Here is a 25564-nt window from a genome sequence, read left to right as displayed (position 1 = left end):
GGACGTCGCTGGTGGCGGCGGCTAGCGCTCCCGCTGGCACTTCTCGCAGAAGTGCGCGCCGCGGTTCTGGAACTTCTCGCGCACGATCGGCCGCCCGCACCTCGGGCAGGGCTTCCCCTGCCGCCCGTACACGTTGAGCGAATGCGCGAAGTACCCGGCCTGCCCGTTCACGTTGACGTACTGGGCATCGAAGGATGTGCCACCCTCGGCGAGCGCCTTCGCGAAGACCTCGCGCACGTGCTGCAGCAGCTCCCTCGCCTTCGACGGCGACAGCCCCGCCGTGTTGCGCGCGTAGTGCAGCCGCGCTCGCCACAGCGCCTCGTCGGCGTAGATGTTGCCGATCCCCGAGATGAGCGTCTGGTCCAGCAGCGCTGACTTCACGCCCGTCTTGCGTCGCAGCAGCGCGGCCGACCAGGCGTCGTCGTCGAAGTGCGGGTCGAGCGGGTCCCGGGCGATGTGCGCGACCTGCGATGGGACATGCTCGCCCGCGACGTCCAGGGTCGGCACAAGCCGGTCGATCGCGAGCGAGCCGAACACGCGCTGGTCGGCGAACGCCACCACGAGGTCGCCGGCAGGGCCATCGACGCGGATGCGCGCGCGCAGGTGACGGTCGTCAGGAGCGTCGGAGGAGCGCAGCAGCATCTGCCCGCTCATGCCGAGATGCGCGGTCAGGGCCTCCTCGCGGCCCTCAAGCGGGAGCCACAGGTACTTGCCCCGGCGGGAGACGCTCGAGAACCGCGCACCCTCGAGCGCACCCACGAAGTGCGTCGAGTCACCGAGGTGACGACGGAGGGACCGCTCGTCGAGCACCTCGACGGCGGACACGGATGCCCCCGTCACGGCGGGGGCGAGGCCGAGGCGGACGACCTCGACTTCAGGCAGCTCCGGCACGGCTAGGAGACCGAAGGGGCGACGTCGTCGCCCTCGCTCAGCTGATGCCACGCGGCAAGCGCCCCAGCCACTTCGGCCTGCTTCTTGCTCGTGCCGACACCCTTCGCCTGAGCGAGGATGCGCTTCTTCTTCAGCACCGTCACCGTGGCCGTGAAGCTGCGGTCGTGCTCGAGCCCGGATCCCTCGACCTCGTACCTCGGCGGCTCGGCACCGCGAGTATCGGCGAGCTCCTGCAGAGCGGTCTTCGGGTCCTGCTCGGCGCCGAGGCGCCACACGACCGCGAGCTTCGGCTCCACCAGTCGCAGGATCAACTCGGTCGCGACGTCGACACCGGCGGACAGATAGGCGGCCCCGATGACCGCCTCCATCGTGTCGGCGAGCACCGAGTCCTTGTTGTTGCCACCCGTCAGGTGCTCGCCGCGCCCCAGGTGCAGATACTTCCCGAGGTCGATGCCCCGAGCGATCTCCGCCAGCGCCACCGTCGAGACGAGGGACGCGCGCAGGCGCGACAGCTGCCCCTCCGTGTAGTCGGGGTACGTGCGGTACAGCATGACCGTCACGGCCTGCCCGAGAATCGAATCACCGAGGAACTCGAGGCGCTGATTGTCGGGGATGCCGCCGTTCTCGACCGCGTACGACCTGTGGGTCAACGCGAGCTCGAGGAGCGCGGGAACGAAGTCGACCCCGAGGCCGCCTGCCAGCTCAGCTGACGGTGCGGCGTCGGGGTCGATGATCTTCACGTCGTGCATGACGCGAGGATCAGACGTCTGCGACCTTGCGGCCCTTGTACTCGAAGAACAGCGGAGTGCCAGCTGCGTCCTCGACAACCTTCGCGCGGTGCGGGAGGCTGTAGGTGACCTTGCCGTTCTCAACGGTCTTGACGAGGGTCGGCACGGAGGCCTTCCACTGCGAACGACGCGAACGCGTGTTCGAGCGGCTCATCTTGCGCTTGGGGAGAGCCATCGGCGTCTACCTTTCATCTTTCATCGTGCAGGGAGGCGAGCTCATCTCTGGCCCGACTCCCCCTTGTAATCATGGTTGCGCGTGCCCTCACGAACATCTGTCTCACGAGGACCCGCGACTTCCTCAGAACCCGTTGCTGGTTCCTCGGCTGCTTCTGTTGAAGCGCCAAACCCTGCCAGTGCCGCCCAACGCGGGTCAACCGCGGGCGCCTGCTCTTCGAGCGGCTCCACCAGCTTCTCGCCGGTTTCGGGATCTAGGCCGAGGCAGTCCGGCCGACAAACCGGCTGGAATGGCAGTGCGAGCACTACCGCATCGCGAACGGGCGGTTCAAGGTCGACAGTGTCGTCGTGAACCTCGTACTCGAGGGCTTCGTCGCGAGCATACGCGAAAAGCTCTGCGAAATCGACCCGGAGCGGCTCGTCCAGCGGCGTCAGGCATCGGCTGCACTCCCCGCTCATCCGGGACTCGAGGCTTGCGGTCGCCAGAATGCCGTCGTGCAGCACCTCGAGACGCACGTCGAGCTCGATCGGCGTGCCCTTCTCGATGTAGCCGAGCCCTTCGCCGATGCGCTCAGGCGCATCGAAGTCGAGCTCGAGGGTGCGCATCGTGCCGGCCTTGCCCACGATGGTCGCGATGTTCACGAGGTACGGAGAGGAAGTCACCGGGAGATTGTACGCCCTCGGCTCGGAGTGCATCCCGAACCCCTTTACTCGATGGAGGTGTCGGTGTCGCCCTGCAGGTACTCGTAGACGACGCGCGGCACGTACGGCGAGACGTCGCCCCCGAGGCCAGCCACCTGACGGACCAGCGAGCTGGACACGTGCGCGTGACTCGGGTCGGGGAGCATGAACATCGTCTCGACACGGGCGAGGTTGCGGTTCACGATCGCCATCGGCGTCTCGTAGGTGACGTCGGCCTGCGAGCGGATGCCCTTCACGACGACCTTCGCGCCGACATCGGTGCAGTAGTCGACCAGCAGGCCGACGCTCCAGGAGGCGACGCGGACGTTGCCGCGGATCCCGCTCGCCGAGACGGCCTGCTCGATGAGCTCCACCCGGCGTGCGATGGGCAGGAGCGCGTGCTTGTCCGGGTTGTGCACGACGACGACGTGCACTTCCTCGAAGACCGAGGTGGCGCGCTGGATGACATCGAGGTGGCCAAGGGTCACCGGATCGAACGAACCGGGCACAACAGCGATTCTGCTCATGCGGACAAGACTACGGGGCACTTCCTGCGCGAAGCGCGCACGAGAACCACGTTGCCGCTCGCGGGCGGAACGCGGGGCCGGAACGCCGCCCGGCGGGCCAGCTCAGCGTCAGCGCGCGTTGGGCGTGTCGTCGTCCTGGTCTGCCGTCGGCTCGTCGGCCTGCGGCTTGCGGCTCGCCTCGAGGTCAGCGGCCTTGCGACGGAACACGAGGAAGGAGACGAGGACGACGGAGACTCCGGCGAGCCCCATGAGCACCCAGGCCCACGCGGGGATGCCCGAGTCCTGGGGAACCGGGGTGCTGGATCGCTCCGCCGCGCCTGTCGCTCCCGCGTCGCTGTTGGTGAGCGTGGACCCCTCCGTGTTCTCCGCGGCTCCGAAGCCGGCGGGCGCGGATTCTGAGGGCTGCGCGTCCTCGACGGAGGCGACGCCCACGGAGACGGTGAACGGGATGGTGCCGGAGATCGGATGGCCGTCGGAGGAGACGACCTGCCAGTTGAGCGCGTAGTCTCCGGCAGCGAGCTCGGGGAGCGCCTGGTCGACCACCGTGCCGTCCACCGTCGCAGGCGACTCGAGGTCGACGGCGGTCTCCTCCACGGCACTCACCGCGAACAGCTCGATCTGCGGTCCGAGCGTGCCCTCCGACTGCACTTCCGCGGAGAACGTCAGGGTCGCGCTCGCCGGGGCCACCTCCACGGCTTCGTTGGCGGAGGGGCTCGACTCGACCAGCGAGTCGTGCGCGGAGGCGTACTGCGACCCGATCCCGAGCGCGAGCGCCAGGAAGGCCAGCATCGCGGCGATCATCAGGCGGGAGGCGATACGGAGCGAGCGCACGGAGGAGGAAGAGGTCACCGGACCATCGTAGGCCAGGGGCCCGACCTGGCCCCTGGCACGGGCCTCCCCTCGTGCGGACCCGTCTGGGCGAGCCCCGCTCGCCTGACGGCACCGACCGCCGCCGTCAGGATTTGCCGAGGAACTCCCGCTCCTCGAAGCTGTGGCGGCCTATCGCCGCCTTGAGGTCCGGCCAGCGCTTCAGGCTCCAGTCGTCGTTGATCAGCAGAGCGGCTTCGTCTCGCGCGGAACGGATGAGGTCTGTGTCCTCGATGACCCGGAGCAGCTTCAGGGATGTCCGCCCGCCGGATTGTGCAGTGCCGAGCACGTCGCCCTCGCGGCGCAGCTCGAGGTCGCGCTCGGCGAGCTCGAAGCCGTCGAGCGTCTCCGCCACTGCGTTGATGCGCTCCCGAGCAGTGGATTCCTCCTCGGAGTTCGAGACGAGCAGGCACAGCCCCGGGTGCTCCCCTCGCCCCACGCGACCGCGCAGCTGGTGCAGCTGCGAGACGCCGAAGCGGTCCGCATCCATGACGATCATGACCGACGCGTTCGGCACGTTGACACCGACCTCGATGACGGTCGTGGCGACGAGCACGTCGATCTTGCCCTCCGCGAAGGCCCGCATGGCGCCGTCCTTCTCGTCGCTCGGCATCGCCCCGTGCACGGCGGCGACGCGCTTGCCCGCGAACAGCGGATGCACGGCGAGCGTCGGCGCGAGCTCCATGACGGCGGCGACCGGCTGCGGTGCCTCCTCACCCTCGGCGGGCTCCGCGGGCTCGGAGGGCTCGATGGCCGGGCACACGACAAACGCCTGCCGCCCGCGGTCGACCTCTTCCGCGACGCGCTGCCAGGCGCGTTCGAGCCAGTGCGGATGCTCGCGAGTCGCGACGACGAACGTCTCGATCTTCTGGCGCCCCTTCGGCATCGTCACGATGCTCGAGATGTCGAGGTCGCCGAACACCGTCATCGCGACCGTGCGCGGGATCGGTGTCGCGGTGAGCACCAGCAGGTGCGGCGGCTGGGCGCCCTTGGCGCGCAGCGACTCGCGCTGCTCGACCCCGAACCGGTGCTGCTCGTCGACGATGACGAGGCCCAGGTCGTCGAACATGACGTCGTCGCTGAGCAGCGCATGGGTGCCCACGATGATCTTCGCCTCGCCGGCGACGACGCGGAGCGCGGCCCGCTTGCGCTCGGCTTTCGGCATGCTTCCGGTGATGAGCGTTGGCTTCAGCCGCTCGGCGAGCTCCGGCCCCAGCGAGTCGATGATCGAGCGGTAGTGCTGGGACGCGAGCACCTCGGTGGGAGCGAGCATGGCCGATTGTCCGCCTGCGTCGGCGACCTGCAGCATCGCGCGCAGGGCGACGAGTGTCTTGCCGGAGCCGACCTCGCCCTGCACGAGGCGGTGCATCGGCACGCCGCGCGCGAGATCCTTCGCGATCTGCCGACCGACGGTCTTCTGGTCGGGTGTCAGCTCGAAGGGCACCAGTTCGTCGAAGGCCGCGAGCATCGGGCCGATGTCGTCGGTCCTGGCCCGGGCGGCGACGAGCTCGGAGATGGCGCGACGCTGCAGCAACGCGGCCTGCAGCACGTAGGCCTCGGTGAAGCGCAGTGACTCCCGCGCTCGTTCGAGCAGCTTGAAGGTCTCGGGTTGGTGGATGGCGCGCATCGCCTCGTCGTAGCTGTACATGCCGAACATGGCGCGCGTCTCGACGGGCACCGGGTCGCGCAGGAACGGGACCGCCTCGAGCACAGCCTGGACGGCGGCCGCGACCTTCCAGGTGGGCCGGCTGGCCGTGGCCGGATAGATCGGGATCGGCTCCTTCAGCCACTGGTCTCGACGCTCCGACAGGGCCTCGAGCGGCGCGTTCTCGAACAGCTCGTACTCGGGATGGGCGAGCTGGATCGCTCCCCGGTAGGCGGACGCCTTGCCGGAGAAGATGCCCGTCACGCCCGGCTGCAGCTGCTTCGCCCGCCAGCTCTGGTTGAAGAAGGTCAGCGAGACGATGCCCTTCTCGTCAGTGATCTCGACTTCCAGGATCGACCCGCGGCGCGCCCGCATCTGGCGGTCGCTGACGCGGAGCACGCGTGCGACCAGGGTGACGTGCTCACCGAGCGGCAGCGACTCGATGGCGGTCATCTCACCCCGGCGCGCATATCGGCGCGGGTAGTGCTCGAGCATGCCGGCGACCGTCGTGACGTCGAGCTGCTTCTTGAGCTGCTGAGCGTCGCGCTTCCCGAGCACGTCCTCGAGCGGCGTGTCGAGGCCGAATCCGTCCATCAGCGCCTTCCTGACAGGGAGGCCGGGGCGAGCACCGCCCGGCGACGGATGGCGGGCGGTGCCGAGGCCCGGAGCGCTGCCCTGACCACGAGGACATCGTTCCAGAGCGCCGACCGCTCGCCTGCGCTCAGCTGCTGCCCGGCTCCCGGGTCCGAGAAGGCGGCGTGCTCATGCTCGACCCGGAGGCGGTCGAGCGCGGCGCGTGCGTCATCCACCTCCGCGACTGCGGGGTCGGTGGCAGACGCAGAGGCAGGAGCAGGAGCAGGAGCAGACGTGTCTGCCGCGCCGCCGCGAGTCTCGACGGCGCCAGCGATGGCGGCGACGACCGCCTCAGGGGTGAGTCCGGCGGCGAGCCGGACGCCGTAGTCGACGGCGCTCTCGCAGACCTCCTGCCAAGCCGCGGTCCCCGCGCTCGGATGCTGCGGCGGCGTCCCGGTCAGGACCGCGGTTCGGCGCGCTCGACGTCTGGCGCCGCGCAGGAACGCCGGGATGAGGAGGAGCGCGATGATCGCCAGCGCTCCGGCGATGACCGCCAGCGTGACGAACACCGCGGTGAGATCGATGCCCGCCTCTTCATCCTCCTGCGCGCCGGGGCTGTCCGCCGCATCGGTCGGAGTCGGCGTCGGCGTCTCCGGCGGCACGGTCGGCGCCTCCGTGCTCTGGGTCTCGACAGGGGTCGGCGTCGGCGTCGTGGTCCCGAACGGGTCGATCGTCGGCGCGGTCGTCTCACCCGGGCCGGGCGCGACGAGGTTTCCGAGCGCACCTGCGGGCGTCGTCTCGAACATGACCCAGCCGTGGCCGGGCAGGTAGAGCTCTGCCCACGCGTGGAGCTGGTCGCTCGTGACGGTGTAGACAGGCTGCCCCTCGGCGTTCAGCTCCCCCGCGGAGCCCGGCGTGAAGCCGACGCCGATGCGGGAGGGGATGCCGAGCATGCGTGCCATGACCGCCATCGACGACGCGTAATGCACGCAGTATCCCGCTCGTGCGTCCAGGAAGGCGGCGATGACGTCGAGGCTCGTTCCGTCGTACCCCTGCTGGACGGGCGCGGTCTCCGAGTACGCGAAGCCGTCGGCGAAGAACGCCTGGAGCTGCAGCGCCTGCGTCCCGGCGGGGGCATCCTCGTCGACGATTTCGCCGAGCACGTCGCGAATGCGGTCGGCACTCGGCCCCTCCGGCACTTGCGTGAGCGGTTCGAGCTCGGGCGGCACGTCGACCTCGAGCTGCGAGATGGTCTCGAAGCTCGGAGTCGGCACCACCGTCTGGATCTCGTAGTTCTGCGCCAGCGCTTCATCGTTCGCGCTGCGCACGTCACCGGTCCGCTCTTCGAGGAGGAACTCCCCCTGCAGGTCCACGATGCTAGCCGCGAAACCGGGTCGCGGGAGGAACGAGCTCACGCCGTCGTTGAGCACGATGCGCGTAGTGAACTCGCTCGACTGCGCCCCCGCCGAGACGCCGGTCGGGAGTGGCAGCTCGCCCCCGTCGATCGCCACGTTCCCGTCGAACGCGCCGGGAGTCCAGTCGTCGCTGCCGTTCAGGTCGCTGAGCGTCTGCAGCGTCAGGTACGGCAGCGACCCCTGGTCCGTGGTCGTCGCGTAGCGGAGCACCTCGACCGCGTTGTTGCGCCGAAGGTCCTCGCCGAGGTCGATGATGGGGTTCGCCCGGTTCGTGGACAGCCCGGTCGTGGACGTCTGCCGGATCGCGTCGATGCCGGTCGGCGCGGGGACGACGGTCGAGGCGACGAGGACGGCAACCAGCGACACCGCGGTGACGCCCAGCGCCCCGCCAAGGCCGGCCAGGCCTCTGCTGTCGACGAGGAAGCCCTGGTACGAGAGCTCCTCGTCGTGCACACGCTGGTGCCAGCTCGACACCGCGTAGAGGAACACCGCGAGCGCCAGCGCGGCGAAGACGTACGTCCAGCCGTCGAACGCGTCGATGCCGAGGGCCATCGGGATGAGCGGGAACGCGAGCAGCGGCAGCATCGCGAGCGAGCGACCCCTGATGCCGAACACGAAGAAGTCGCAGAGCACCACGATGATCGCGACGCCGATGAGCACGAGCATCGTCATGGCGTCGGTCTCGCGCAGTGGCGCCGCGTCGGAGCGAAGCTGCTCGACGAGCTGCTCGGTGAGCACACCCCAGCCCTCGACCGTCGCCCGCGGCGAGCCGCGCCCGGTAAAGCTCACGAGAACGATGGCGCCGCCCACGATCGAGGCGATGAGCGCCCAGAGCTGGGACCCGGTGAAGGTGCGGACGAGCGCGGCGGCCCCGAGCATGATCGTGACCAGGACGATGGCCTTCGCCGACCACGTGTTGGTGTCGAAGATCGGCCAGAGCAGGTTCGTCGCGCTGTAGATCAGCACGGCGAGCGAGACGGTGACCACCCATGAGCCGTTGGCGCCCGGGGTCCCCTTCCAGCCTTGGCGGCGACGCATCTGCGCCGTGGTCGTGGCCTGCGCGCTCATACGGTGGCCTCCAGCTCGAGCACGGGCGTGAACGGCCGCGCGCGGGCGGGTGAGTAGACGGCGACGTTCCAACCGGCATCCGTGAACGACGTCAGGGTGGCCGGGGGCACGGGCCCGTCGGAGACGAGCAGCGCGAGGGCTGGCGAGGCGACGGACGAGAGCGATCGGATGGCGGCCAGGCCTTCCCCGCCCAGGTGACGGTGCACGTAGACGACGGGAGTGCGCGCCACGCGGGAGATGTCGTCGACGACCTCGGCGCAGGCCTCCCGACGCTCGGCGTCGGGCTGCGTGAGCATGAGTCGACGCATGACCCCTTCGAGGGCCTCCTCCGACGGCGTGCGCGTGCTCTCGGCGTCGCCGTCGAGAGCGGCGTGCGTCTCGAAGAGCTCGGTCTCGTACCCGAAGCGGTGGAAGCGTGCGAGGACCGAAGCGGCGAGAGAGACCGCGAGCTCGAACTCCGCATCCACGGCAGTCGACGGACTGGCCTGCTCGTTCATGAGGTCGATGATCGTCATCGGCGCCTTCGGTTCCTCGACCGCGGGTGCCCCGCTCGTGTCGAGGATCACCACGGAGGTGTCCTCGGCGTGGTGCTCCTCCTGGCGGACGCGCAGCTCTCCCGCGTGCGCCGTCGCACGCCAGTGGATGCGTCGCAGCGGGTCCCCTCGTCGGTAGTCGCGGGTGAGCACGTCGTCGGAGTCACCCGACTGCGCGACACCGGCCTCGACCTCGCCGCCGCTCTTGCCGCTCGGCACCGACATCGCCGGCAGGTCGACGACGCGTGGCCACACCTCGACCTCGGTCGCCTCACCGATCTTCAGGACTCGCCGGGTCAGGCCGAGGCCGTCCATGTTGTCGAAGAACAGGGGCCCGACCTCGTGGACTCCGCGCCGCATCGAATCCACACCGTAGGCGACCCGGCGACGCCGCTTGTCCTCGTTGCGGTTGATGCGTGAGCCGATCGCCGGCAGCACGCCGCCGACGCTGGACGGCTCCGCGCCAGGCAGCAGGTCCAGGTAGGAACTCGGCTCGAGCGCGATCCAGGACCGATTGCGGACCTCCGTGACCACTCGCATCCGATCACCCACGGCGAGCGTCGTCGGGTAGATCGTGCGCTCGGCCTCGAGGCGCGGGCGCCAGATGAGGCGAAGCACGTAGGCGACGAGCGGCAACGCGACGAGGAACCCACCGAGGGCGAGCAGCTCGCCCCGTCCGAAGACCACGGCAGCGGCTCCGAGCAGCACGCCGACCACCACCAGGCCGATGGCTCGGCTGGTGGGTCTCAGCCGCCTCTCGATGCGCTTCGTCGCCACGCGCTACGCGGTCGCCGCGCTCGTTGGGACGGCGATCTGCTGCGAGATCTGGTCGATGATGCGGGCGGCGGATGCAGACGCGGCGGTGCCCCTCGACCCGCGGGCGCTCAGCACGAGACGGTGCGCGAAGACGGGACCGACGAGCTTCGCGACGTCGTCCGGCACGACGAAGTCGCGTCCGGCGACCGCCGCAGCCGCGCGCGAGGCGCGGACGAGGTGCAGGGTGGCGCGGGGGCTCACGCCGACGCGCACATCTGGATGCTCGCGCGTGGCCCTCGCGAGGTCGACGATGTACTGCTTGATGGCAGGGGCCACGTAGATTCGCGAGGCCTGCTCGATCATGGTCGACACGTCGGTCGCGCTCAGCGATGCGCGCACGCTGGCGAGGGGGTCGCTCGAGTCTCGGCGGTCGACCATCGCGAGCTCGTCGTCGCGCTCGGGGTAGCCCATCGACATCCGCGCCATGAAGCGGTCCCGCTGCGCCTCGGGGAGCGCGTACGTGCCTTCCATCTCCGAAGGGTTCTGCGTGGCGAACACCGTGAACGGCGCGGGGAGCTTGTGCGTGACGCCGTCGACCGTGACCTGTCCCTCCTCCATGCACTCCAGGAGCGCCGACTGGGTCTTCGGGGAGGCGCGGTTGATCTCATCGCCGATGACGACGTTCGCGAACACCGGGCCCTGCTGGAACTCGAAGCGGCGCTCGACCTGGTCGTAGATCGCGACACCCGTCACGTCCGACGGCAGGAGGTCAGGGGTGAACTGGATGCGGCTCACGCTCGAGTCCATCGCCGCCGCGAGCGTCTTCGCGAGCACCGTCTTGCCGACGCCGGGCACGTCCTCCACCAGCAGGTGACCGCCGGCGAGGAGCACGACGACGGCGAGATGCACCTGCTCGTCTTTCCCCGAGATGACCGACGACACGCTCTCGCGGATCTGACGCGCGCCATCCTGCAGCGCAACGGCTGTGCTCGATGCGCGCTCGCGCCCAGTAGGCGCGGCTGACAGGGCCGTCGCCGCCGCGGTCTCCGCGCTGTTGCCGTGTTCCATGGCCACCTCCGAATTCAAGTGCCCATCATTCCACGCACCCCCGACAAGTTCGGCCAGAAGCTCGCCACTGTGCATGCAGTCGCGGCCTCACGGCTACGATCGCTGCGTGACACGCATCATCGCAGGAGCCGCCAGGGGCCACTCGCTCTCCGTTCCCAAGAGCGGCACTCGTCCGACGAGCGACCGCGTCCGGGAGGCGATGTTCTCGTCGCTCGAGTCGCTGCTCGATCTCGGCGGTGTCGCCGTGCTCGACCTGTACGCGGGTTCCGGGGCGCTGGCGTTCGAGGCGCTCAGCCGGGGCGCGTCCAGCGCCGTGCTCGTCGAGCAGTCCAAGGCGGCCACGGCCGTGCTGCGCGCCAACGCCGAGCTGCTCGCGCGCGTGACGCGTGAGCAGGGCCGCCGCACGGTGACGACGCGTGTCGCGCAGAGCTCCGTGTCGAGCTTCCTCCGCACTCCCCCTGCCCAGCGTTTCGAGCTCGTGTTCATCGACCCCCCATACGAACTCGGCGAGGCGGAGCTCTCGGAGGCGCTCGAGGCACTGGTGCCGCACCTGGCGCCCGAGGCGGTCGTCGTGATCGAACGCGGCTCGCGCTCCCCTGCCCCGACCGGTCCGCACAGCTTCGATCCGCTGCGCCGCAAAGCCTACGGCGAGACGATCGTGTACAGCTACGAGGCAGTGCCCGTCGAGGAATCAGACGCCGAGAAGTCCCAGGCGTAGGGGTCCCAGCCCCGCGCATCCCTCGGCTCACCGTCGACGCGCACCGCCGAGGCGGCCCCGTCTCCCGCCGGATGCACCCGCCCGATCGCGCGGAACCCGTCCGGCAGCGTCGCCCAGGCCGGAAAGGTCGCCAGCAGCCCGTGGTCCTCGCCGCCGACTACGACGAGCTCCACGGCGCGCGCCCGCCGCTGGGTCTCGTCGAGCTCCGGCATCGCGGCGCGCAGCGCTGCGTCGACCGCTTCGATGTCGGAGCCGAGCACTGAGGTGTCGATCTCGAGCCGCACACCGCTGGCCCGGGCCAGCCTGGTCGCATCGAGGAGAAGGCCATCGGAGACATCCATCATCGCCGTCGCGCCGGCCTCCCTGGCCGCGAGCCCCAGCGAGGTGTCGATCGTGGGCGCGAGATGCCAGTCGACCACGGCGGCGACGGCGTCGCCGCGCGAGCGCAGGGCCGCGATGCCCTCGGCGAGCGCCTCGCCCCGCGCATCTCGGGCCAGGGCATAGAGCAGCGAGAGCCCCGCACCGCTGCGCCCGGCCGGGCCGCTGAGGGCCAGGACATCGCCGGCCTCCGCCCCGGACCGCGGCACCGGCTCTCCTCCGCCCAGGTCACCGAACGCCGTGATCGCGATCACGAGCTGTCCGCTCGTCGAGAGGTCGCCGCCGATGACGCCGCAGTCTGGAGCCATCTCGCGGAGGGCCTCGGCGAAGCCCTCGGCCAGCTCCTCGACCCAGGAGACCGCCGTCTCGCCGGGGAGCGCGAGCGCCACGGTGATCGCGGTCGGCGCGGCGCCCATGGCCGCGACGTCGGCGAGGTTCGAGGCACACGCCTTGCGGGCGAGGTCGCGAGCCGACGACCAGGCGAGACGGAAGTCCGGCCCCTCGATCATGAGGTCGGTCGTGATGACGACCCTCCCGTCGCCGGCCGCCAGGACGGCAGCGTCGTCACCGGCTCCGAGCACCCCGGCTCTGGCAGTGGGAACCCTGGCGAGAATGCGCCGCAGCAGCTCGGCTTCGCCGCATTCGCCGACCGTGAACACGGCAGCAGCGGAACGGCGGGACGCTTCATCGGAAAGGGCGGGCACCCGTTCACGATAGCCTGGGAGCAAATGCTTCGAACCTCTCGCTCCGCCTCTCGAATCGGCTCCGCCGTGGTCGCGACCGCCGCATCCATCGTGCTGCTGACCGCCTGCAACAGCGCCAGCGTGCCCATGGAACCCGCGCCGGACGCGGCAGCGCCCGAGTGCGCGGAAGTCTCGGTCCGTCTCCCCTCCACCGTCGACGGGCTCGAGCTGCGACTCACGAACGCGCAGGCCACGGGAGCCTGGGGCAGCCCGGCCAGCGTCCTGCTGCGCTGCGGCGTGCCGACCCCGGGGCCGACCACCGACTACTGCCAGAACCTCAACGGCATCGACTGGGTGCTCGACGACAGCCAGGCCCCCACGTACCGCTTCACGAGCTACGGTCGCACGCCCGCCGTCGAGGTCATCCTCGACTCAGACGTCGTGTCCGGGACGGCCGTGCTCATCGACCTCGAGGATGCGGTCGAGAAGCTGCCGAAGACGGGCGCCTGCGTGGGCGCCGACGACGTGCTCGGCTCGCAGTAGCGGCCCACCAGGTCGCTTCCGGGTGCTCGCCCGCGGACGCCCGGGCCCCGCCGCTAGCGCGTGAGGCGCGCCTCGCGGGCCGCGGCATGCGCGCTCGCCACCTCGATGAGCTCGGTGATGAGCTCCGGGTAGCTCATGCCGCTCGCCTGCCAGCACTTCGGGAACATGGAGATGGGCGTGAAGCCGGGCATCGTGTTGATCTCGTTGACGACGAAGCCCTCGTCGGTGAGGAAGAAGTCGACGCGCGCGAGACCGGACGCGCCGAGCGCCTCGAAGGCGCGGATGCCGAGCTCCACCATCTCCTCGAGCAGCTCGTCGCTCAGATCGGCGGGGCAGCGCAACTCGACACCTGAGTCGTCGAGGTACTTCGCCTCGAAGTCGTAGAACTCCGCCTTCGTCATGACGATCTCGCCGGCGACGGACGCGCGCGCGCGCTCCCCTGGCCGCGACTCGAGCACGGCGATCTCGACCTCTCGGCCGGCGACTGCCGCCTCGACGAGCACGTGGTCGTCCTCAGCGAGGGCTGTGGCCATGGCGTCGGCGAACTCCTCGAGCGCAGCGACCTTGCTCACTCCGACGCTCGAGCCGGCGCGGGTCGGCTTGATGAACACCGGAAGTCCGAGCTGGTCGATGACCTCAGCCGCCAGCGACTCACCCTGGGTGTCCCACTGATGCTGCGTGATCGTGACGCCGGCCGCGACCTGCAGGCCGGCATCCCGCAGCACGATCTTCGTGTAGTGCTTGTCCATGCCGACGCTCGCGGCGAGCACCGACGACCCCACGAAGGGCAGACCGACGAGCTCGAGCATGCCCTGCACGGTTCCGTCCTCTCCGAACGGGCCGTGCAGGATCGGGAAGACGAGGTCGACCTCGCCGAGCGACGTGCGCTCCGTGAGCTCGGCACCGGCTTCGGCACCCAGGGCGTCACCCTCGACTCGGGAGACGGTCACCTCGCGGTGCTTCGCGGAGTCCGGCAGGTGGATGCGCGTGCCGTTGTCGACGACCTCGGGCAGGTTCTCAGGGTCGAGCGCGAACTTGTCCGCGTCGTCGTCCTCCAGCACCCAGGCGCCATCCCTCGTGATGCCGATCGGCAGGACACGGTACTTGTCGCGGTCGATCGCGCCGAGGACACCGCTCGCCGTGGCGCACGAGATCGCGTGCTCGCTCGATCGGCCGCCGAAGACGATGGCGATGAGGGGCCGCGAGTCTGCGGCTGCGGTGGCGTTCGGCTGAGCGGTCGACATGAGGGTTCCTTCCACGAGCGACTCTTCGCTCACCGCATCAAGGGTACGGGGTCGCCAGGCCGGGACCGGGCGCTACTCGCCGCTCGGTCCGTCGTCGGTCGCGAGGTGCGGTGCCAGGTCGGCGGGGCTCATGCGGCCGTGGAGGACGTCGTCGATCTGCGTCGCGATGGGCATGTCGACACCGTGGCGCTCGGCGAGCTCGAGGATCGCGCCGACCGATCGAAGCCCTTCGGCCGTCTGCTGCATCTGCGCGACGACGTCGTCGTAGACGTAGCCCTGCCCCAGGAGCCTGCCGGCCGTGAAGTTCCGCGAGAGCGGGGATTCGCAGGTCGCGATGAGGTCGCCGAGCCCGGCCAGTCCGATCATGGTCGACGCCTGGGCGCCCATGGCGACGGCGAAGTCGGAGATCTCGGCGAGGCCGCGCGTCATGACCGACGCCTTGGTGTTCTCGCCGTAGCCGACGCCGTCGACGATGCCGACGGCGATCGCGATGAGGTTCTTGAGGACCCCGCCGAACTCGGTGCCGACCACGTCGACGTTCACGAACGACTTCAGGTAGCCGTTGCGGGCGAGTTTCGCGACGCTCACGGCCGTCGCCTCGCTGTCCGACGCGACGACGATGGCGGTCGGCTGCTCCTTCGCGATCTCGAGCGCGATGTTGGGCCCGCTGGCGACCGCGATGCGCTCGGCCGGGAGGTCCAGGACGCCTGTGAGCACCTGGCTCATGCGAAGGCCGCTCGAGCGCTCGACGCCCTTCATGAGGCTCACGACGACCGCGTCGTCGTCGATGAGGGTGGCGAGCTGCCCGGCGAGCTCGCGCGCTGTCTGCGCGGGCACCGACACGAAGACGAAGTGCTGCCCTCGGACCGCCTCGACGAGGTCCGGCGTCGCGCGCAGGTTCCTCGGCAGGTCGATGCCGGGCAGGTAGCCCGTGTTGCGGTGCGACTCGTTGATCTCGTTCGCGACCTCAGGACGGCGAGCCCAGATGGTCACCTCGTGCCCCGCGTCCGCGAGCACCTTCGCGAACGTGGTGCCCCAGCTGCCGCTGCCGAGCACGACGGCGCGTTGCACGGAGCTCACGCCCCGCTCCCCGATTCCCGAGGGGTGGTGCCCCGGTCCTGCGGGAACCGGCCGTGCTCCGTCTGCCCGTGCTTGGCCGGGTCGTAGAGCTCGGTCGGAGCCTTCTCACCGCGGATGCCCTCGAGCAGTCCCGTGATGTCGTGCATGATGAGCTCGGTCGCGCCCTTCATGGCGCTCGCGCTGTGCATGCGCCCACTGAACTCGGCGAGGCTGACGGGGTCGCCGACGTGCACCGTGATGGTCTTGCGCCATCCCAGCGTGAGCTTCTTGGAGTAGCGGGGCAGGATGTGCTGCGCGCCCCAGATCGCCGTCGGGTAGACCGGGATGTCGGCACTCAGCGCAACTCGGGCGGCTCCGTTCTTGCCGCGCATGGGCCACAGCTCGGGCTCGCGGGTGAGCGTGCCCTCCGGGTAGATGATGACTCCCTGGCCGAGGCGTGCGAGCTGCTGCGCGGATGCGATGGCAGCCTGGTTGGCGCCGCGGACGTCACGCGAGACGGGGATCTGCCCGCTCTTGCGGAGGATCCAGCCGAGCCCCTTCACCCGGAAGAGCCGGTCGGCCGCCATGAAGCGCGGCGCGCGGCCGAGCTTCCAGACGGCCATCCCCATGATGAGCGGGTCGATCTCGCTGGTGTGGTTCGGGGCGACGATGAACGCGCCGTCGACCGGCAGCTCGCCCTTGATCTCCCACCGCATGATCGGCCAGCTCAACGGGAAGGCGATCGCCGCCAGGAACCAGAAGATCGACGGCCTGCTCTTCTCCGGCGAGACGCGCTTCCCCGCAGATCCCCGCTTCGCAGCGGTCACTCCTACGCCTCTACCGTGAAGTCAGCTCCGAGGGTCTCGAGCTTCGCGATGAAGTTCTCGTAGCCGCGCGCGATGATGCCGACGTTGGAGACACGCGAGGTGCCCTCCGCTGCGAGCGCCGCGATGAGGTGGCTGAAGCCGCCGCGCAGGTCGGGGACCTCGATGTCGGCTGCCTTGAGCTTCGTCGGGCCGGAGATGACGGCGGAGTGCTGGAAGTTGCGCTGTCCGAAGCGGCACTCCTGGCTGCCGAGGCACTCGCGGTGCAGCTGGATGTCGCTGCCCATCTCGACGAGCGCGTCGACGAAGCCGAAGCGCTGCTCGTACACGGTCTCGTGGACGATCGAGACGCCGTGCGCCTGTGTCAGCGCGACGACGAGCGGCTGCTGCCAGTCGGTCATGAAGCCGGGGTGCACGTCCGTCTCGATGACGACGGGGCGCAGCTCACCGCCGGGGTGGTAGAAGCGGATGCCGTCGTCGTGGATCTCGAACGCTCCACCGGCCTTGCGGAAGACGTTGAGGAACGTGAGCATCTCGGGCTGCTTGGCGCCGCCGACGTAGATGTCGCCCTTCGTGACGAGCGCCGCGGAGGCCCAGCTGGCTGCCTCGTTGCGGTCGAAGAGCGCCTTGTGGCTGTAGCCGCCGAGGCGTTCGACGCCCTCGATGCGGATGACGCGGTCGGCGTCGACCGAGATGATGGCGCCCATCTTCTGCAGGATGTTGATGAGGTCCATGATCTCGGGCTCGATGGCCGCGTTGCGCAGCTCCGTGCGCCCGTTGGCGCGCACGGCCGTGAGGAGGACCTGCTCGGTGGCACCGACGGACGGGTACGGGAGCGTGACCTTCGCGCCGTGCAGGCCTTCTGGCGCGCTCATCCGGATGCCGCTCGGCAGCTTCTCGATGACGGCGCCGAAGTTGCGGAGCACCTCGAGGTGGAAGTCGATCGGGCGGTCGCCGATGCGGCAGCCGCCGAGGTCGGGGATGAACGCCTCGCCGAGGCGGTGCAGAAGCGGGCCGCAGAAGAGGATCGGGATGCGGCTGGAGCCGGCGTGCGCGTTGATCTCGGCCATGTGGGCCGTCTCGACGTTCGTCGGGTCGAGGCGCAGGTCGCCGGACACCTCGTTGCGGTCGATCTTCACGCCGTGGAGGGTGAGGAGGCCGGCGACGACGCGGACGTCGGAGATGTCCGGAACGTCGCGGAGCACGCTGACGTCCTCGCCGAGGAGGGCCGCGACCATGGCCTTGGTCACGAGGTTCTTCGCGCCACGGACCTCGATGCGACCGGCGAGCGGGCGTCCGCCGTTGAAGACGATGGTGTCGCCGGTCAGGCCGACTGATGCGCCGGCGCGAGCCGAGTCGTTGGTGATCGTGTTCACTGAGTTGCACTCCCTGCGGTGGTGGACCTGCGGATCGGAAGAGTCCGCGGACGCCACGCCTCTCGGCGTGACTCAAAGGTGGAGATCGCGTGTTCGTCACGCAACGTCAACGAGATGTCGTCGAGGCCCTCGAGCAGACGCCATCTCGTGTAGTCGTCGATCTCGAACGTCGCCGTCATGTCTCCGACAGTAACGGTGTTCGTGGTGAGGTCAACGACCGCAGCCGCACCCGGGCCCGCTTCAGCGGCATCCCAGAGCTGTTCTACGAGGTGCTCCTCCAGCGTGGCGACAAGCAGCCCTTGCTTGCCGGCGTTGCCGAGGAAGATGTCTCCGAAGCGGGAGCCGATGACGGCTCGGAAGCCGTAATCCTTGAGCGCCCAGACGGCGTGCTCTCGGGATGACCCGGTGCCGAAGTCGGGTCCAACGAGCAGGATGCGGGGGTTCTCCTGGTATTCGGGTCGGTTGAGGACGAAGTCGGGGTCTTGCCGCCACCCGTTGAAGAGCGCGTCTTCGTAGCCCGTCTTGGTGACGCGCTTGAGGTAGACCGCTGGGAGGATCTGGTCGGTGTCGACGTTGGAGCGGCGAAGCGGGACGGCGGCGCCTTCGATGCGGGTGATCTTCTCCATCAGACGGTCACCTCCTGTGGCTGCTGCGCGTTGCCCGGGGTCGCGGATGCGGCGGGCGGGTCGAGATCGGACGGACTGGAGAGCGTACCGCGAACCGCCGTCGCGGCGGCCACGAGGGGCGACACGAGATGGGTCCGCCCGCCCTTGCCCTGACGACCTTCGAAGTTGCGGTTGGAGGTGGAGGCGCAGCGCTGGCCAGGTTCGAGCTGGTCGGGGTTCATGCCGAGGCACATCGAGCAGCCCGCGAAGCGCCACTCCGCGCCGAAGTCGGTGATGATCCTGTCGAGGCCCTCGGCTTCCGCCTCGAGGCGCACTCGCGCGGAACCGGGGACGACCATGACGCGCACGCCCTCTGCCTTCTGGCGTCCCGCGATCACCGAGGTGAAGGCGCGGAGGTCTTCGATGCGGCTGTTGGTGCACGAGCCCATGAAGACGACGTCGACGGGGATGCTCTTCAGCGGGCGGCCCGCTTCGAGCGCCATGTACTCGAGGGCACGCTCGGCCGCCTGCCGGTCGTTGGGGTCGGCGAACTCGGACGGCTCTGGGACGACGCCGCTGAGGGAGACGCCCTGGCCGGGGTTGGTGCCCCAGGTGACGAACGGCTCGAGGGTGTCGGCGTCGATGGAGACCTCGGCGTCGAAGACGGCGCCGTCGTCGGTTCGCAGCGTTCTCCAGTAGTCGAGTGCCGCGTCCCAGTCTTCGCCCACGGGGGCGTGATCGCGGCCTTCGAGATACGCGAAGGTCTTCTCGTCCGGTGCGACCATGCCCGCGCGCGCTCCGGCCTCGATCGACATGTTGCAGATCGTCATGCGCCCCTCCATGGAGAGGGCCTCGATGGCGGAGCCACGGTACTCGAGCACGTAGCCTGCGCCGCCGCCCGTGCCGATCTTGGCGATGACGGCGAGGATGACGTCCTTCGCCGTGACACCTTCCCTGAGGGTTCCGTCGACGTTGATGGCCATCGTCTTGAATGGCTTGATGGCGAGCGTCTGCGTGGCGAGCACGTGCTCGACCTCGCTGGTGCCGATACCGAACGCGATGGCGCCGAAGGCGCCGTGGGTTGAGGTGTGCGAGTCGCCGCAGACCACGGTGATGCCGGGCTGCGTGAGGCCGAGCTGCGGTCCGACGACGTGCACGATGCCCTGCTCGGCGTCGCCGAGCGGGTGGAGGCGGATGCCGAACTCCTCGGCGTTGCGGCGCAGCGTCTCGATCTGCGTGCGGCTCGTGGTGTCGGCGATGCGGTTCAGGATGTCGACCGTCGGCGTGTTGTGGTCTTCCGTCGCGATCGTGAGGTCGGGGCGGCGCACGGGGCGGCCGGCGACGCGCAGGCCGTCGAATGCCTGTGGGCTGGTGACCTCGTGCATGATGTGCAGGTCGATGTAGATGAGGTCCGGTGAGCCGTCCTCGCCCTTGGCGACGAGGTGGTCTTCCCACACCTTCTGCGCCAGGGTCTTCGGCTGCGCCGTTGGAGGTGCGCCGTGTGCGTTGCTGCGTTCCGTCTTCATGCTGCTTGTGTCTCCTCGCATCTGGTCAGGCGCCTTGAACACCGCGACGGGATGCACCTGCGAAGTCAGGCCCCGTCGCGGCAGCAAAGGAGGAGCAGACCGGCAGACATGCGGACCATGCTAACACTGCGCCGTTTTCCGGTTTTCGGGCTTCGGGCGTCGGCGTTCGGAGGGTGAGTCGCGGCGGCGAGACCATGCGGCTCCTGACGGGACGAGGCTGAACGCGTCGCTCAGCTGCGGCGGATCGACAGTCGGTATTCGCCGAGCTGCACGACGTCGCCGGAGCGGAGTTCCGCTGGGACTCCAGGCTCAACCGCGAGGGCGCCGTGCGCATTCCCGCCAGGGAAGAGGGCGACGCCGTTGGTCGAGTTCAGGTCGTCGACGTACAGGCGATCCCCGTCGGCCCAGAACCTGGCGTGGGTCTTCGACATGGTCTGTGTGATGTCGGCGACCGCGGAGACCGAGGCGTCTGGGAAGCGTTCCTGCGAGGGGTTGCGCCCGATCACCACCGGACCATAGATGGGGAGGCTGACGCCGTCGGAGAGCACGATCACCCATTCTGGGAGCGGCTGCTCGGCCTGCACGCCTGGTTCGTGCGGGCTCGGCTGTCGGGCGTCGATCTCCGGGGTGGTCGACGGGCCCTGGAACGGCGCTGCGGGCTGTGCACGATCGACCGGGGCGAACGGCGGTGCGAGCGGCGCGCTGGTGACCTGCGCTGCCGCGCCGAACTGCGGCGCCGCCGGAGGGAGGCTCGGCGCAGCCGGAGGGAGGCTCGGCGCGGCTGGCTGCGGCGAGAGCCTTGGCCGTGGGGCAGGGAGGGGCGGCAGAGGATAGTCGTCGTCGAGCTCGGCGCGGAGCCAGTCGTCGGCCGAGCCTTCCGTCGAGCTTCCGCCGCGTGCTGATTGCTCCGACCGAGCTACCCGGTCGGGCTCGTCTGCCGCTTCAGACATGCTCGCCCCCTGGCCGATCATTCCCGGCGGTACCTCGATGAACCCCGAACGTTCCACGTGGCCATGATACGGCTCGCGGGCGGCGCCGGAACGCAAATCGTCCTCGGAGGCGGCGCCAGAAGCCGACAGTCTTGCGCGCCTCGGCGACGGAGGCATCCGCATCCGCCCAGAGGAGCGCGAGCTGCTCATCCGTCGGCAGCTCGTCGCCGAACACGGCCCGGTCGCTCCGGTCGGCGATGGAGGCGAGCGATGGATGCACTGCCGCGGCCGTCTGCACCCGGGTGCTTCGTGGCGGCACTGCGTAGCCGAGCTCGGCGAATCGGTCGATGCTGTCGCTCCACGCCCCGGCCGCTCGGAGGTGCGGGGGCCCCTCGTGCTGTCGTTTCCTGCGTCGTCGCCGTTTGAGGATCCCGATCACGAGCAGCGGCACGAAGAACAGCGCGAGCGGAACGGCGAGCGATACGCCGAGGGTGAGGATCCAACCGGGGAGAGCCTCCTCGTCGTCAGGCTCTTCCTCCTGTCGACGCTCGTCGGCACTCGTGAGCAGCTCGTCCGGCTTCTCCTGGGTCTGCGGCGGCTGACGCACCTGCGCCTTGGGCTTCGACTGGGGGTCGGTCGTCGTGTTGACGGGCACGTCGGTGCGCTCCGGTGTGGGGTCGAACGCGACCCATCCGAAGCGCTCGAATGGGACCTCGACCCAGGCGGTGACGTCGGAACCGCGGACTTCCGTGGTGCCGTCGCTCGTGACCTGCTCTGGCGCGTAGCCCATGACGACACGTGCCGGGAAGCCGAGCTGGCGGGCCATGATCGCCATGGCTGACGCGTACTGCTCCTCGTCGCCGACGAGGTAGCGGAGCTCGAAGAGCTCCTGCATGCGGTCGAGCCCGTGCCCGGCACGGGAGGGCACGGTGTCGCTGGCGGTGCCGTGGCTGAAGTATCCCTCGGCCATGAGCGCGTTCTCGATGGCCTTCAGCTGCAGGTAGGGAGACGTCTCGCCCGCGACGTAGCTCTGCAGCCGCTCGACGAGCGCGGTTGGCGCGGCAGGCATCTCCGGGTAGGCGAGGTCGACGACGTCCGCGTTGTCGAGCTGCCCTTCGATCGGGAGGTCCTGCACGAGTGCGGCGATCTCGTAGGTGTCGCCTTCTCGGAGCCCCGAGGTGACGAGGCCCCCGCTGGCACGAGCGTTGAAGCGGAAGTCCCCGCTGCGCTCTGGCAGGCTGCCGCCGGTGAGGTTCACGTCCGTCGGGACGCCGACGCTTGGCAGCCAGATGTCGGAGTAGTCGCGGATGGTGACGTCGAGATGCCGTTGGGACGACGCGGTCACGAAGGGGTTGCTCGGCACGACTCGCCCCGAGAGGGTGTAGCTGCCGGCTGCTTCCAGGGACTGCTGTGGGTCGGCGATCTGCCAGGACTTGCCCGAATAGCTCTCGAGCGTCGCGAGGCGGATGCGGTCTCCACCCTGGAGTCCGGTCGCGTCGAAGAGCACGGCGTCTGGGTTCAGCTTGGAGTACTCGCGGAAGCCGGCGAGCGGGCTCGTGTGCGAGAGGGGGTCGAACGGCGGCGTGATCTGCTCGCGTGCGACGACCCGCTGGTCGGCGACGGTCGCCGCGGCGACGAAGCCACCGGCGGTCGTGAGCAGGGCGGCGACGAGGACGAGCACACCGGTGCCGAGCGCGCGGGAACGGAAGAGCGCCCTCCTGGCGTCCTTCGAGGCGACGTTGCCGAAGCCTCGGCGCCAGCTGAGCCAGACGAGGGCGACGGCGGCGAAGGCTCCGCCGCGCAGCACGCCGGCGACGCTGTCGTCTGTCCCGATGAAGATCGCGCTGGCGAGGACGGCGAGGGGGCCGAGCAGCGCGACGCTCGGCGGCCAGACCGCGCGGGGCCGTGCGGGTGCGACCCAGAGGAGCAGCATCATCGACACGAGGGAGCAGGCGGCGGCGGCGAAGTAGGGCAGCGCCGCCAGATGGCCGGGCTCGAGCAGCGGGGTCGAGAGGGTCACGGCGTCGCGCCACGCGAAGACGGGGGCGCGGGCGAGGTCGGCGAGCGTCGCGAGGGTGGGCAGCACCCCACCGAGGTCGGACTGGGGCAGCGCGAACGCGGTTCCGAAGAGGAAGTAGCTGGCGATCGCCACGAGGAGCGTGTTGACGCGGGTGAGGCCCAGGCGGGCCCCGATGAGGGAGGAGCCGATGCCGACGATCAGTCCGCCGGCGACGGCCAGCAGGAACCAGCCGCTGCCGTAGGCGGGCGCGAACCCGAGGGATGCGACCATCGTGAGCACCGCGATGACACCCGCGTCGACGAGGGAACGCGCCCCCATGAGGGACGTGGTCGCTGTCTCCTGCGGTGCCCGGGTGGCTCGGTCGCGCCGGGGTGAGGACGTCTCCCGGGGTCCGCCGCCTGTCTGCCCCTTGGTCGCCGCGGTCATGTGCGCACCCGCGTCTCGCGCACCAGGCGCGGCAGGTCGTCGAGATCAGGCACCGTGCACACGACGGTCTCGCGGAGGCGCGTGCGGCTGGCGGGGTGTCCGATGGCGCAGCGGAAGACGACGAGCGTCACGTCGGCGGTGAAGACGGACTGCAGCTGCCCGAGCTGCGCGTCGGTCGTGGCGCTGCCGCAGACGAGGAAGACGATGCTGGCCTGCGGAAGCCGTCGGACGCTGAGGGCGACGAAGTCGCGCAGCGATGGGGCTGCCGTCGCGTGGGGCTGCAGCCTGCTGGTGCCGTCGAGCATCGATGAGACGGCGCGCGTCGGCAGCCGCCCGCTCTGGGTCATAGCGCTGAGGGAGACGCCTGAGCGGATGAGTTCTTGCGCGAGGGAGGCGAGCACCTCGACGCCGAGCTCGAACTCCTCCTCGGACGCGTAGGCGGACGTCTCGAGTGTCTGGAGCACGTTGGCCTGCGAGCGACGGGTCTCCTGGAACTGGCGGACCATGAGCAGGCCGGTCCGCGCGCTGGTGCGCCAGTGGATGTTCCTGCGGTCGTCGCCGGGCTCGTAGGGGCGGAGGGCGTGGAAGGCGAGGTCGTCGTCGGTGATGCGCTCGCCGGTGACACCTTCGAGGTCGCGAAGGAGGCCCGCCACCTGGGCGGTGATGCGCACGGTCCTGGGGTGCACGAACAGCTCGAGCACGCCCGTCCATCTCGTGGCCCGCTCGAGCAGGCCGATGGGGTCGCCCCGCAGCGAACGGGCTGGCCCGGCTTCGATGACGGCGCGGCGCGTGGTGGGCACGGCGAAGAGGTCCTCGTGCGTCTCGTCCGGCCCCAGCTGGGGCACGCTGAACTCGGCGGTCGCGTGACCGACCGGGAGGGCGAGGCGGGTCGGGAGGACGCGGCGCTCGCCGAGGTTGGTGACCTGCAGCCGGCCGAGCGCGCGGTCGCCGACGCGAACGCGCCGCGGCTCGAGATCGACCTGCACGCCGAAGCTCTCGCGTCCGATGGTGAAGGGCACCGCGGCGGCGAACACGCCGACGAGCACTCCCCCGATTCCGATGAGCTCGAGCCACCCGAACACCGTCCCGACGGCGAGCAGCAGGACGCCGGAGACGAGCACGACCCAGCCGAGCGGCGTGACGCACCTGATGGCGTCGCCGATCGTGAGCCGGTCGCGGTCCGCGATGTCGGCGTCGGTGGTTTCGTGCGCGTCGGTCACTACGCGGCTCGGTGCTGGGGTGGGTCGACCTCGAGGAGGCACCGGTCGATGACCTGGTCTGGCGTGGTGCCCGAGAACTCGGCTTCCGGGTCGAGGATGAGCCGGTGTGCGAGCACGGGGTGCGCGAGGGTGCGCACATCGTCGGGAATGACGTAGCGGCGGCCGTGCGCGAGGGCCCAGGCCTTCACGGCGCGGGCGAGCGCGAGGGCGCCGCGGACGGAGACGCCGACGAGCACGTCTCGGTCGGCGCGCGTGGCGGTGACGATCTCCGAGACGTAGGCCATGATCGACTCGTCGACGTGCACGTCGGCGGCGAGCTGCTGCATGACGACGACGTTCTCGGCGTGGAGGATGGCGGGCACGCTGTCGGCGCGCTGCCGGTTTCCCGCATCCATGAGCAGGCGCACGGTGCTCTCGTGGTCGGGATAGCCGAGGGAGGTCTTCATGAGGAAGCGGTCGAGCTGCGCTTCCGGCAGCTTGTAGGTGCCGGCCTGCTCGACGGGGTTCTGGGTCGCGATGACGAGGAACGGCGACGGCACTGGATGCGGCGTGCCGTCGACGGTGACCCGCCCCTCCTCCATGACCTCGAGCAGCGCGGACTGCGTCTTCGGCGAGGCGCGGTTGATCTCGTCGGCGAGCACGATGGAGGCGAAGATGGGGCCGGGGTGGAACTCGAAGTCGCGCTTTACCTGGTCGAAGATCGTGACGCCGGTGACGTCGGAGGGCAGCAGGTCGGGCGTGAACTGCACGCGACTGTTGGTGCCGTCGATCGTCTTGGCGAGGGCCTTCGCGAGCACCGTCTTGCCGGTGCCTGGCACGTCCTCGAGGAGGAGGTGCCCCTGACTGAAGAGGGTCGTGAGGGTGAGCTCGACGACGTGCCGCTTGCCGACGACCGCCTGCTCGATGTTGGCGGTCAGTCGCTCGAACGCGTCCTGGAACCAGGCGGCCTGCTCTTCGGTCACGGTCATACGGGCTCCTCTTCGCGACGGCTGCTGCACGTCAGGTCTCTTGATTGTCTCTTCGGCCG

23 protein-coding genes are annotated in these 25564 nt (G+C 69.9%); 2 read left to right on the top strand and 21 right to left on the bottom strand.

Annotation, left to right across the window (positions count from 1 at the left end; genetic code table 11):
* Positions 1-21: 21 nt before the first annotated feature.
* The 10 genes from mutM to ABVF28_RS08000 all read right to left on the bottom strand — a co-directional run bounded on the left by mutM (position 22) and on the right by ABVF28_RS08000 (position 10986).
* On the bottom strand, positions 22-891 hold the full coding sequence (gene mutM / locus ABVF28_RS08045) for a bifunctional DNA-formamidopyrimidine glycosylase/DNA-(apurinic or apyrimidinic site) lyase (RefSeq protein WP_371030152.1): 870 nt from the start codon (positions 889-891) through the stop codon (positions 22-24).
* 2 nt (positions 892-893) lie between these two features.
* Positions 894-1640 carry a ribonuclease III gene (gene rnc, locus ABVF28_RS08040; RefSeq protein WP_179557385.1) on the bottom strand — a complete coding sequence of 249 codons (747 nt, stop codon included), beginning with the start codon at positions 1638-1640 and terminating at the stop codon, positions 894-896.
* A 10-nt stretch (positions 1641-1650) separates the two neighbouring features.
* Entirely contained in the window at positions 1651-1854 is a 204-nt protein-coding gene (rpmF, locus tag ABVF28_RS08035) for a 50S ribosomal protein L32 (protein ID WP_068484295.1), read from the bottom strand.
* A gap of 41 nt (positions 1855-1895) precedes the next feature.
* Positions 1896-2516: a DUF177 domain-containing protein gene (locus ABVF28_RS08030; RefSeq protein ID WP_258068027.1), complete on the bottom strand. Its 621-nt coding sequence runs from the start codon at positions 2514-2516 to the stop codon at positions 1896-1898.
* A gap of 44 nt (positions 2517-2560) precedes the next feature.
* Entirely contained in the window at positions 2561-3061 is a 501-nt protein-coding gene (gene coaD, locus ABVF28_RS08025) for a pantetheine-phosphate adenylyltransferase (protein WP_371030118.1), read from the bottom strand.
* A gap of 108 nt (positions 3062-3169) precedes the next feature.
* Positions 3170-3910, bottom strand: coding sequence for a copper resistance protein CopC (locus tag ABVF28_RS08020; RefSeq protein ID WP_371030117.1), 741 nt, complete (start codon positions 3908-3910; stop codon positions 3170-3172).
* Between the two features lie 106 nt (positions 3911-4016).
* Positions 4017-6167, bottom strand: coding sequence for an ATP-dependent DNA helicase RecG (locus tag ABVF28_RS08015; protein WP_371030116.1), 2151 nt, complete (start codon positions 6165-6167; stop codon positions 4017-4019).
* Entirely contained in the window at positions 6167-8629 is a 2463-nt protein-coding gene (locus ABVF28_RS08010) for a transglutaminaseTgpA domain-containing protein (RefSeq protein WP_371030115.1), read from the bottom strand. Before ABVF28_RS08010 ends, ABVF28_RS08015 begins: the two co-directional genes overlap by 1 nt.
* On the bottom strand, positions 8626-9939 hold the full coding sequence (locus ABVF28_RS08005) for a DUF58 domain-containing protein (RefSeq protein ID WP_371030114.1): 1314 nt from the start codon (positions 9937-9939) through the stop codon (positions 8626-8628). The genes ABVF28_RS08010 and ABVF28_RS08005 overlap by 4 nt, the downstream gene beginning before the upstream one ends.
* A 3-nt stretch (positions 9940-9942) precedes the next feature.
* Positions 9943-10986 carry a MoxR family ATPase gene (locus tag ABVF28_RS08000; RefSeq protein ID WP_104311263.1) on the bottom strand — a complete coding sequence of 348 codons (1044 nt, stop codon included), beginning with the start codon at positions 10984-10986 and terminating at the stop codon, positions 9943-9945.
* A 106-nt stretch (positions 10987-11092) separates the two neighbouring features.
* Here ABVF28_RS08000 and rsmD point away from each other — a divergent pair, with 106 nt between their 5' ends.
* Positions 11093-11704 carry a 16S rRNA (guanine(966)-N(2))-methyltransferase RsmD gene (gene rsmD, locus ABVF28_RS07995; protein WP_371030113.1) on the top strand — a complete coding sequence of 204 codons (612 nt, stop codon included), beginning with the start codon at positions 11093-11095 and terminating at the stop codon, positions 11702-11704.
* Here the strand turns inward: rsmD and thiL are convergent.
* Positions 11653-12786 carry a thiamine-phosphate kinase gene (gene thiL / locus ABVF28_RS07990; RefSeq protein WP_371030112.1) on the bottom strand — a complete coding sequence of 378 codons (1134 nt, stop codon included), beginning with the start codon at positions 12784-12786 and terminating at the stop codon, positions 11653-11655. The genes rsmD and thiL overlap by 52 nt on opposite strands.
* A gap of 24 nt (positions 12787-12810) precedes the next feature.
* On the opposite strand from thiL, the gene ABVF28_RS07985 reads away from it, so the two are divergent.
* On the top strand, positions 12811-13308 hold the full coding sequence (locus ABVF28_RS07985; protein ID WP_371030111.1) for a DUF3515 family protein: 498 nt from the start codon (positions 12811-12813) through the stop codon (positions 13306-13308).
* Between the two features lie 53 nt (positions 13309-13361).
* Here ABVF28_RS07985 and ABVF28_RS07980 read toward each other — a convergent pair whose 3' ends face one another.
* From ABVF28_RS07980 to ABVF28_RS07935, 10 genes are all read right to left on the bottom strand, one after another.
* Positions 13362-14552: a D-alanine--D-alanine ligase family protein gene (locus ABVF28_RS07980; RefSeq protein ID WP_371030151.1), complete on the bottom strand. Its 1191-nt coding sequence runs from the start codon at positions 14550-14552 to the stop codon at positions 13362-13364.
* Positions 14553-14624: 72 nt separating this feature from the next.
* Positions 14625-15632 (bottom strand): NAD(P)H-dependent glycerol-3-phosphate dehydrogenase, encoded by a 1008-nt coding sequence (locus tag ABVF28_RS07975; protein ID WP_258068025.1) that lies wholly within the window; start codon positions 15630-15632, stop codon positions 14625-14627.
* Positions 15629-16438 carry a lysophospholipid acyltransferase family protein gene (locus ABVF28_RS07970; protein ID WP_371030110.1) on the bottom strand — a complete coding sequence of 270 codons (810 nt, stop codon included), beginning with the start codon at positions 16436-16438 and terminating at the stop codon, positions 15629-15631. The genes ABVF28_RS07975 and ABVF28_RS07970 overlap by 4 nt, the downstream gene beginning before the upstream one ends.
* A 2-nt stretch (positions 16439-16440) precedes the next feature.
* Entirely contained in the window at positions 16441-17811 is a 1371-nt protein-coding gene (gene murA / locus ABVF28_RS07965) for a UDP-N-acetylglucosamine 1-carboxyvinyltransferase (protein ID WP_104252457.1), read from the bottom strand.
* Positions 17808-18437, bottom strand: coding sequence for a 3-isopropylmalate dehydratase small subunit (gene leuD, locus ABVF28_RS07960; RefSeq protein ID WP_371030109.1), 630 nt, complete (start codon positions 18435-18437; stop codon positions 17808-17810). The genes murA and leuD overlap by 4 nt, the downstream gene beginning before the upstream one ends.
* On the bottom strand, positions 18437-19942 hold the full coding sequence (gene leuC / locus ABVF28_RS07955; protein ID WP_371030108.1) for a 3-isopropylmalate dehydratase large subunit: 1506 nt from the start codon (positions 19940-19942) through the stop codon (positions 18437-18439). The genes leuD and leuC overlap by 1 nt, the downstream gene beginning before the upstream one ends.
* A gap of 230 nt (positions 19943-20172) precedes the next feature.
* Positions 20173-20892 (bottom strand): FHA domain-containing protein, encoded by a 720-nt coding sequence (locus ABVF28_RS07950; protein WP_371030107.1) that lies wholly within the window; start codon positions 20890-20892, stop codon positions 20173-20175.
* The gene (locus ABVF28_RS07945; RefSeq protein ID WP_371030106.1) at positions 20885-23317 is read right to left on the bottom strand and encodes a transglutaminase domain-containing protein; all 2433 of its coding nucleotides are present in this window, start codon (positions 23315-23317) and stop codon (positions 20885-20887) included. The genes ABVF28_RS07950 and ABVF28_RS07945 overlap by 8 nt, the downstream gene beginning before the upstream one ends.
* Complete coding sequence (locus tag ABVF28_RS07940) at positions 23314-24537, bottom strand: DUF58 domain-containing protein (RefSeq protein WP_371030105.1); 1224 nt, start codon at positions 24535-24537, stop codon at positions 23314-23316. The genes ABVF28_RS07945 and ABVF28_RS07940 overlap by 4 nt, the downstream gene beginning before the upstream one ends.
* Positions 24537-25505 (bottom strand): MoxR family ATPase, encoded by a 969-nt coding sequence (locus ABVF28_RS07935; RefSeq protein WP_181026925.1) that lies wholly within the window; start codon positions 25503-25505, stop codon positions 24537-24539. Before ABVF28_RS07935 ends, ABVF28_RS07940 begins: the two co-directional genes overlap by 1 nt.
* Positions 25506-25564: the final 59 nt, after the last annotated feature.

The sequence above is a fragment of the Pseudoclavibacter sp. JSM 162008 genome (genome assembly GCF_041366455.1).
Lineage (GTDB): Bacteria > Actinomycetota > Actinomycetes > Actinomycetales > Microbacteriaceae > Pseudoclavibacter.
Note: the sequence above shows the minus strand (reverse complement) of the source record. Positions and strands in the feature narration are given on the sequence as shown.

Coding starts and splice junctions, on each gene's coding strand:
- ABVF28_RS07935 (WP_181026925.1), bottom strand. CDS start 25,505: ATGACCGTGACCGAAGAGCAGGCCGCCTGGTTCCAGGACGCGTTCGAG.
- ABVF28_RS08010 (WP_371030115.1), bottom strand. CDS start 8,629: ATGAGCGCGCAGGCCACGACCACGGCGCAGATGCGTCGCCGCCAAGGC.
- rnc (WP_179557385.1), bottom strand. CDS start 1,640: ATGCACGACGTGAAGATCATCGACCCCGACGCCGCACCGTCAGCTGAG.
- leuD (WP_371030109.1), bottom strand. CDS start 18,437: ATGGAGAAGATCACCCGCATCGAAGGCGCCGCCGTCCCGCTTCGCCGC.
- ABVF28_RS08000 (WP_104311263.1), bottom strand. CDS start 10,986: ATGGAACACGGCAACAGCGCGGAGACCGCGGCGGCGACGGCCCTGTCA.
- rpmF (WP_068484295.1), bottom strand. CDS start 1,854: ATGGCTCTCCCCAAGCGCAAGATGAGCCGCTCGAACACGCGTTCGCGT.
- ABVF28_RS07985 (WP_371030111.1), top strand. CDS start 12,811: ATGCTTCGAACCTCTCGCTCCGCCTCTCGAATCGGCTCCGCCGTGGTC.
- ABVF28_RS08015 (WP_371030116.1), bottom strand. CDS start 6,167: ATGGACGGATTCGGCCTCGACACGCCGCTCGAGGACGTGCTCGGGAAG.
- coaD (WP_371030118.1), bottom strand. CDS start 3,061: ATGAGCAGAATCGCTGTTGTGCCCGGTTCGTTCGATCCGGTGACCCTT.
- ABVF28_RS07950 (WP_371030107.1), bottom strand. CDS start 20,892: ATGTCTGAAGCGGCAGACGAGCCCGACCGGGTAGCTCGGTCGGAGCAA.
- ABVF28_RS07980 (WP_371030151.1), bottom strand. CDS start 14,552: ATGTCGACCGCTCAGCCGAACGCCACCGCAGCCGCAGACTCGCGGCCC.
- ABVF28_RS07945 (WP_371030106.1), bottom strand. CDS start 23,317: ATGACCGCGGCGACCAAGGGGCAGACAGGCGGCGGACCCCGGGAGACG.
- leuC (WP_371030108.1), bottom strand. CDS start 19,942: ATGAAGACGGAACGCAGCAACGCACACGGCGCACCTCCAACGGCGCAG.